Annotated in this window: 7 protein-coding genes; 1 reads left to right on the forward strand and 6 read right to left on the reverse strand. The window is 34.7% G+C overall.

The features are described from left to right. The 4 genes from AOG54_RS08440 to thsB all read right to left on the reverse strand — a co-directional run. On the reverse strand, positions 1–1,044 hold a 1,044-nt coding region (locus tag AOG54_RS08440; RefSeq protein WP_156324234.1), incomplete at its 3' end, for a formate--tetrahydrofolate ligase. Between the two features lie 134 nt (positions 1,045–1,178). Continuing rightward, on the reverse strand, positions 1,179–2,084 hold the full coding sequence (argF, locus tag AOG54_RS08445; protein ID WP_054964043.1) for an ornithine carbamoyltransferase: 906 nt from the start codon (positions 2,082–2,084) through the stop codon (positions 1,179–1,181). Between the two features lie 22 nt (positions 2,085–2,106). Further along, a complete protein-coding gene (locus AOG54_RS08450) occupies positions 2,107–3,072 on the reverse strand; it encodes an NAD(P)/FAD-dependent oxidoreductase (RefSeq protein WP_052656650.1) in 966 nt (321 codons plus the stop codon). Between the two features lie 70 nt (positions 3,073–3,142). Continuing rightward, complete coding sequence (thsB, locus tag AOG54_RS08455; protein ID WP_048100862.1) at positions 3,143–4,768, reverse strand: thermosome subunit beta; 1,626 nt, start codon at positions 4,766–4,768, stop codon at positions 3,143–3,145. Positions 4,769–5,092: 324 nt separating this feature from the next. Between thsB and AOG54_RS08460 the strand changes: the two genes are divergently transcribed. Further along, the gene (locus AOG54_RS08460) at positions 5,093–5,602 is read left to right on the forward strand and encodes a hypothetical protein (RefSeq protein ID WP_048100863.1); all 510 of its coding nucleotides are present in this window, start codon (positions 5,093–5,095) and stop codon (positions 5,600–5,602) included. Between the two features lie 3 nt (positions 5,603–5,605). Here AOG54_RS08460 and AOG54_RS08465 read toward each other — a convergent pair whose 3' ends face one another. Further along, the gene (locus tag AOG54_RS08465) at positions 5,606–6,073 is read right to left on the reverse strand and encodes a GNAT family N-acetyltransferase (RefSeq protein ID WP_048100864.1); all 468 of its coding nucleotides are present in this window, start codon (positions 6,071–6,073) and stop codon (positions 5,606–5,608) included. Between the two features lie 144 nt (positions 6,074–6,217). Beyond that, entirely contained in the window at positions 6,218–7,060 is an 843-nt protein-coding gene (locus AOG54_RS08470) for an NAD(P)H-binding protein (protein WP_048100866.1), read from the reverse strand. Positions 7,061–7,139: the final 79 nt, after the last annotated feature.

Raw genomic sequence — 7,139 nt, forward strand, 5'->3', positions numbered from 1 at the left:
TATATTCACATGCCTGATTAAATTTTGAAATCCTATTTTTATGGCATTAATATTTTCATCATCTATATTATGTGCCCCGCCATGGAATTTCATTGCCCGTAAAGTCGCAACGATAACAACAGAATCTGGTATGATTTTACTTTCCCTTGTAAATATATTCATAAATTTCTCAAAACCGAGATCTGACCCAAATCCCGCCTCAGTTACTGTATAATCGAAAATTTTCAATCCAATAAGATCACCCAGCAGGCTTGATGTCCCATGCGCTATGTTTCCAAAGGGCCCTGTGTGTATTATTGCCGGCGTTCCTTCAGCTGTCTGCGCCATATTTGGTTTTAATGCATCCACAAGAAGTGCCGCCATTGCACCCGCAGCCCTAATATCCCTGGCGAATACCGGCCCATTTTTATAAGTATAACCAATAAGAATATTTCCAAGCCTTTCCTTTAAATCATTATAATCCTTTGATAGTGCAACTATTGCCATGATCTCTGATGCGGCAGTTATCACAAAGGAATCATTCATCATTGTGCCATTATTCCTATCTCCAATGCCAACAATTATGGATCTTAATGATCTGTCATCCATATCCACAGTCCTTGGAAAAACAACCCTTTTAGGATCAATACCAAGACCATTTCCATGGGAGATATGATTATTTATCATGGCCGAGAGCAAATTATGAGCTGCGGCAATTGCAGGAAAATCTCCTGTAAATATTAAATTTATTCTATCTGAGGGTTCAACAGTTGATTTTCCACCGCCAGTTGCACCACCCTTAACACCAAAGCATGGTCCAAGTGATGGCTCCCTTATTGCTATGCCGGCATTAAAACCCAGTCTTGTCATGGCCTGACCAAGACCTATGGCAGTTGTTGTTTTCCCCTCTCCTGCCGGTGTTGGTGTCATTGCAGTCATTAAAATCAATTTACCCCTTTTCTCACCATATTTTTTTACATCAACTGGCAGCTTTGCTATGTATTTTCCATAAAGTTCATAATCATTTACACCAAGTTTTTCCATAATTTTTGAAATCTCAATCATTATAACTATTATGTTAAATTAATTTATAAAATTAATTGAATATATGAAACTTTAAACATTAAAATATAGAATTATATGGATTAAAATACCATCAAATATGGATCAATTTATTTTAAAAAATCCTAAAAAATTATTTATGAAAGAACCTTATATATAATCCCCTTTTCACTGTATAGCCTGTTTTCTGCCTCATCAAATACAACGCTATGTATGCCGTCAATTACATCATCTGTTACCTCAAGCCCCCTGTGCGCTGGAAGGCAGTGCATGAATATAAAATTTTTATCGGCAAAATCTGTTAATTCTGAATTTACCTGATACGGCCTGAATAATTTTTCCCTCTCGGCCCTTTCCGATTCCTCGCCCATGGATACCCATACATCAGTGTATACAATATCAGCCGAATCTATGGCCGTTCTTGGCTCCCTTACTATCTCAATTCTGGAACCTGTCTTTAAGGCCATCTCCCTTGCAGATCTTATTATTTCTTTATCAGGCTCGTGATTTTCTGGGCATGCTATGGAGATATCCATGCCAAGTATGGATGCACCAAGAAGCAGGGAATTTGCCATGTTATTCCCATCACCTATATATGCCAGTTTCAATCCTGATAACTTTGATTTCTTTTCATATACTGTCATAAAATCAGCAACAATCTGCATGGGATGCTCCAGATTGTCAAGTGCATTTAAAACAGGCACCCTTGAATATCTGGCAAGTTCAAGAACCATATCATGGCTGTATGCCCTGTAAGAGATTATATCCAAAAATCTGGACATAACCCTCGCCGTATCCTCTATTGTCTCTCCATCACCAAGATGCATCTCCTTTGGGCTTAGATATATTGCAGTTCCATTAAGCTGCACCATGGCAGATTCAAGGGATATTCTTGTCCTTGTGCTCGGTTTTTCAAAAATCATGCCAAGAATTTTTTTCTCTGAAAATTTGATGCTCCTATCCCTTTTCAATTTTATTGATAACAAAATAATATCCTCAAGATCATCCTTCATGTCCATAACAGATAATATATCCCTTTTCATAACATGTAAGTATAAAAAAGATTTAAAATTTTTTGTTCATTTTATCAGTATAAAGTGTTATTGCTGCCCTGGACCCATCACCAACAGCAGTTGCAATCTGTTCCTCACTGCCAGCAATAACATCACCGGCCGCATATATTCCAGGAACATTTGTCCTGCATTTATCATCTGTTACTATAAATCCATGGGAGTCAAGCTTAACTCCTATATTTTTTAGGAATGATGTCTGGGGTATCACACCTATATAAATAAAAACACCATCGAGGTTAACAGTTTTTTCATCACCTGTTACCAGATCCTTATATCTAAGGCCTGTGAGTTTTTTTCCATCCCCCAAAAACTCCTCTGTTTCGGCATTCAGTATAAAGGGTATTTTTTTCTCGTCCAGGCTTTTAATATATGCATCCTCACATTTTTTAATCTTTGAATGTGCTATTATTGAAACATTTTTTGCTATGCCATTTAGATAAAGGGCAGAAATTGCTCCAGAATTTCCACCACCAATAACAGCAACATCCTTGCCCTTAAAAAGATATCCATCACAGGTTGAACAGTATGAAATACCCTTACCATAGTATTCCTCCTCACCTGGCACGTTCATTTTTCTGTGCGTTGTTCCTGTGGAAACTATTACTGCCCTTGCAGTGAATGTTTCCCTGTTTGTTTCAATTACAAAGTTGTTTCCCTCCTTTTTGATATTCCTTACCTCTATTTCTGTTATTATCTTACCATATTCTGAATAATGCTTTCTAAACTCCTCTGCAAGATCTGACCCCTCTATGGCTTTAAAACCAAGATAGTTTTCCACAAGTGGTGAAAGTGCGGTGTTACCGCCTGGGACAGCCTCTCTTTCAAGTATGGCCACGCTCATTCCAGACCTTTTTATGTATATTCCTGCGGAGTAGCCTGCAGCCCCTGCCCCAATTATGATGACATCATAATCAGTTTCGTAATCCCTTTCATTGCTTCTAACATTAAACTGCATCATAAAAATCGCCTTAATTTATTATTAATAGCTAAATACAATAAAAACTTTGACAAAAAAAGAAAAATAAAAATTAATACTGTGGCATTCCGCCGCCCATTCCGCCCTGTGGGTTTGATGGTGCGGATGATTTCTTGCTGGCTATGACATCATCTATTCTGAGTATCATGGTTGCAACCTCAACAGCACTCTCAATTGCATGTGTCTTTACCCTGAATGTGTCATATACGCCAAGCTTTATCATGTCGTCTATTTTTGAGTTGTCCATATCAATTCCAAATGTTTTGTTCCCCTTTTCATGCTCAGCTTTTAATGATATTAATGTGTTTATTGGATCCATTCCTGCATTTTCAGCCAGTGTCCTTGGTATTATCTCAAGGGCCTTTGCAAATGCCTCTATGGCAAGCTGCTCCCTGCCACCTACGCTGTTGGAGTAGTTTCTAAGCTTCATTGCAAGCTCAGCCTCTATTGCCCCTCCACCTGGCAGGTATTTTCCATCCTCCTTGGTGATGGCAACAACCCTTATGGCATCATTCATTGCCCTTTCAATTTCATCCACAACGTGCTCTGTGCCTCCCCTTATAAGTATGCTTACTGCCTTTGGATTGACACAGCCGGTTACAAATGTCATCCTGTCGTCGCCTATTTTTCTCTCCTCCACTGTTTCTGCCTTTCCAAGGACATCCTCTGTGATATCATCAAGATTTGTTACCATTTTTGCTCCAGTTGCCTTTGCAAGTTTCTCCATATCACTCTGCTTTACCCTTCTTGCTGCGTATATGCCATCCTTTGCAAGGTAGTACTGCACTGTATCATCTATACCCTTCTGGCAGAATACAACATTTGCCCCTGATTTCTTTATTTTCTCTGCCATCTCCTTCATTGTGTCAGTCTCCTGGTCAAGGAAGTCCTGAATCTTTGATGGGTCTGTTATCTGAACCTTTGCATCTATTTCTGTTTTCTTTATTTCCAGAGCGGAATTTATTAGCGCTATTTTGGCATTCTTTACAATTCCTGGCATTTTTGAATGAACCTTCTCCTTGTCTATTATTATTCCATTTATAAACTGTGTGTCTGCAGCACTGCCACCGCTTTTTTTATCGACCTTAATATTTGCTGTGTCTACCATTATTTTGCCATCCCTTTCCTCTGCAACACTGTTTATTGCCTTTACAACAAGGTCTGCAAGGAAGTCAGATGAAACCCCAGTATTTTTACCTGAAAGGGCTGTTATTGCGATTTTCTTTAATGTTTCATCATTGTTTGCCTTAAGTGAGAGGTCTTCAAGCTCCTTTTTTGCCTCAACAGCTGCAAGATGGTAACCATCGGCTATTATTGTTGAATGAACCCCCTGGTCCAGAAGGCTTTCGGCCTGCTTTAAAAGTTCTCCGGCGAGAACAACAACTGTTGTTGTGCCATCTCCAACAGCAGTATCCTGTGATTTTGATGCCTCAACTATCATTTTTGCTGTCGGATGATCCACATCCATTTCCTTCAATATTGTTGCACCGTCATTAGAAATTACTATATCACCAATAGAATCCACCAGCATCTTATCCATACCTTTTGGACCAAGTGTGGTTCTTACTGCATCGGCAATTGCCTTTGCGGCCTCTATATTATTCTTCTGTGCATTTTTTCCCTGCTGCCTTTCTGTACCTTCCTTTAATATTAATATTGGTGTCTGACCTGATATCATAATACCATCACATTCGTAAATATGTTCTTCAATATAAACTTTTTTGTTAATCAAACGTTTATAATTCCATTTAATAAAATTATCATATGTTAAAATAAATGTAAATCCATGATAATTAAATGCTAGAATGTATTCAGAAAGGAAATGCTGTAAATTAAGCAAGTACATCTGTTTAATTCTAAGCACTCATATTCAGAATTTTAAAATGTTCTCTATAAACGCAATGCTTAAAATAAAGTGAAATTCTTATAAATACATGGAAAGTATATTTAAAAATGCTTTTATATGCAAAAACATTTATTATATTATTTTATATTTTATTATATGGATAATATAAACAACAAAGAGAATTATTTGATTCTCAATAAATATCTCAATAAGGATGAAAAAATACTTTTAACTTTTCCTGAAAGGAATTTTAATAAAAATAAATTTAAATCACATGAAAAGGCTGCAGTTACAGATAAAAGGTTTATTTATTTATATAATATAGATGATTATTTGGATTCATCCATGAAATATTTACCTTTAAATGAAATAAAAGGCTTTTCACAGGAGAATGTAAGAAAAAGCTACATAAATATTTCATTATTTTTTATTTTTCTGGGCATATTATTTCTTTTGTTTCTTCGCAATGGAATGATAAGTTTGCTGCTTTTTATAACAGCCACATTATTTATAATTTTTAGTAAAAAATATGTTAATATAATAATATTAACAGGAAATAACATAACATACCCATATAAATTAAAATTTAACAATGCAAATCCTGATGAAATAGGCAATTTTATTTTTAATGCATCGGTTATTATCGATAATTTAAAAAGTAAATAAATTTTATTTATAGTATTTTTCCATTAAATAGTCCTCATTATCCTCATCTGTTATTTCAAAGCCATGTTTTTTATAAAATGATATGGCCATGGAATTTAATTTATTCACGTATAATATTAATTTTTCAATTTTTTCATTCCTAATAATTTCCTCAGCTGTTTTAAGCAATTTTGTGCCGTAGCATTTTTTAATATAATCCGGCATTAAATAAAACCTTAGTATAATTTTATTTATTTTATCTATTTCAATAAATCCTGTTAATAAATTATTATCAAAAAGACCGTAAAATAGTATTTTATTATTAATTGATTTTTCTATATCATTTTTTATATTATCTAATGCATAATATTTATTAATCCAGTAATCAATGTATTCATCGGTGTATATATTTTTATATGCATATTTCCACGACATTTCGGCAACGTTCCTTACAGCGCATTCATCTCCAATTTTTAATGGCGAAATATTCATTATATTATAATTATTAAATAATATATAATTTTATTATTATTTAACTATAATAAGTATGAATTCCTTATTTTAATGCATGTGCCATTGTTAGAAGTATTTTATAAATACATCAAAAAAATTATTTAATTTGTTTATATAATTACATTAAAAATTATTTAGGTCTGTATCCCTGATAAATTTTTCATATGTCATTGGTTCATTGACATATCTGTATAAAGATGTATTTTCTTTATAATAATCGAGTCCAAGCATGTAAAACTGCTCTCTTGTTAATAATCCCCTTTTTTCAAGGCTTCCAAGCACAGGTTTAAAAATTATGGGGGATACCTCTCTCACAGGCTTTAATCCCAATTTAAGCCTTACAGTATTAAACATATCAGCAAATGTTACCCTTTCCCTTGTACATACATTAATAATCCCTGATTTATCCAGTGAATTCTTAAGCACGGTAATCATATCATTTATATAAACCGGTGCCATATTTCCACTCCTCGGCAGGAATGGTACCTTCTGTTTTGCCGCTTCTATAAGCATCTTTGTAAATTTATCTCCATTTCCGTACATTGTTGATGGTCTTATTATAAGAGAGTTTTTTAATGTGGCGGCATTATCCTCTGCCAGTCTTTTATATCTAAAATAATCTGTATTTCCCTTATCAGCGTTTATTGCTGAAATGTATACTATTTTCTGGTTTTTACGGTATTTATTTACAGCCTTTACAATATTCTTCATGCCATTTAATGACAATTCTTCATGTTTTTCTTCCTTTTCTATAAGCACATCAACTGCATGAACTATTACATCATAATTTTCAATAGCCTTTTCAACATCGTCATAATTTCTAATATCGCCTTTTATATAGGTTATGCCCAGCTTATCCAGTTTTTCAGACGGATTTCTAGAAAAATAGGCCTTTTCATCTGCATCAAGCTGCTGGATGATATTGCTTCCGACAAAACCAGATCCACCAATTACAAGTAATTTCATACACCTTTATCTTGCAGAAATATAAAAATTAAAAGCTCGAGGCAAGTCACGGAGTAGCTAGCCCTAATTGTGAATATCG

Origin of the sequence: Acidiplasma aeolicum (assembly GCF_001402945.1) — an archaeon.
GTDB lineage: Archaea > Thermoplasmatota > Thermoplasmata > Thermoplasmatales > Thermoplasmataceae > Acidiplasma > Acidiplasma aeolicum.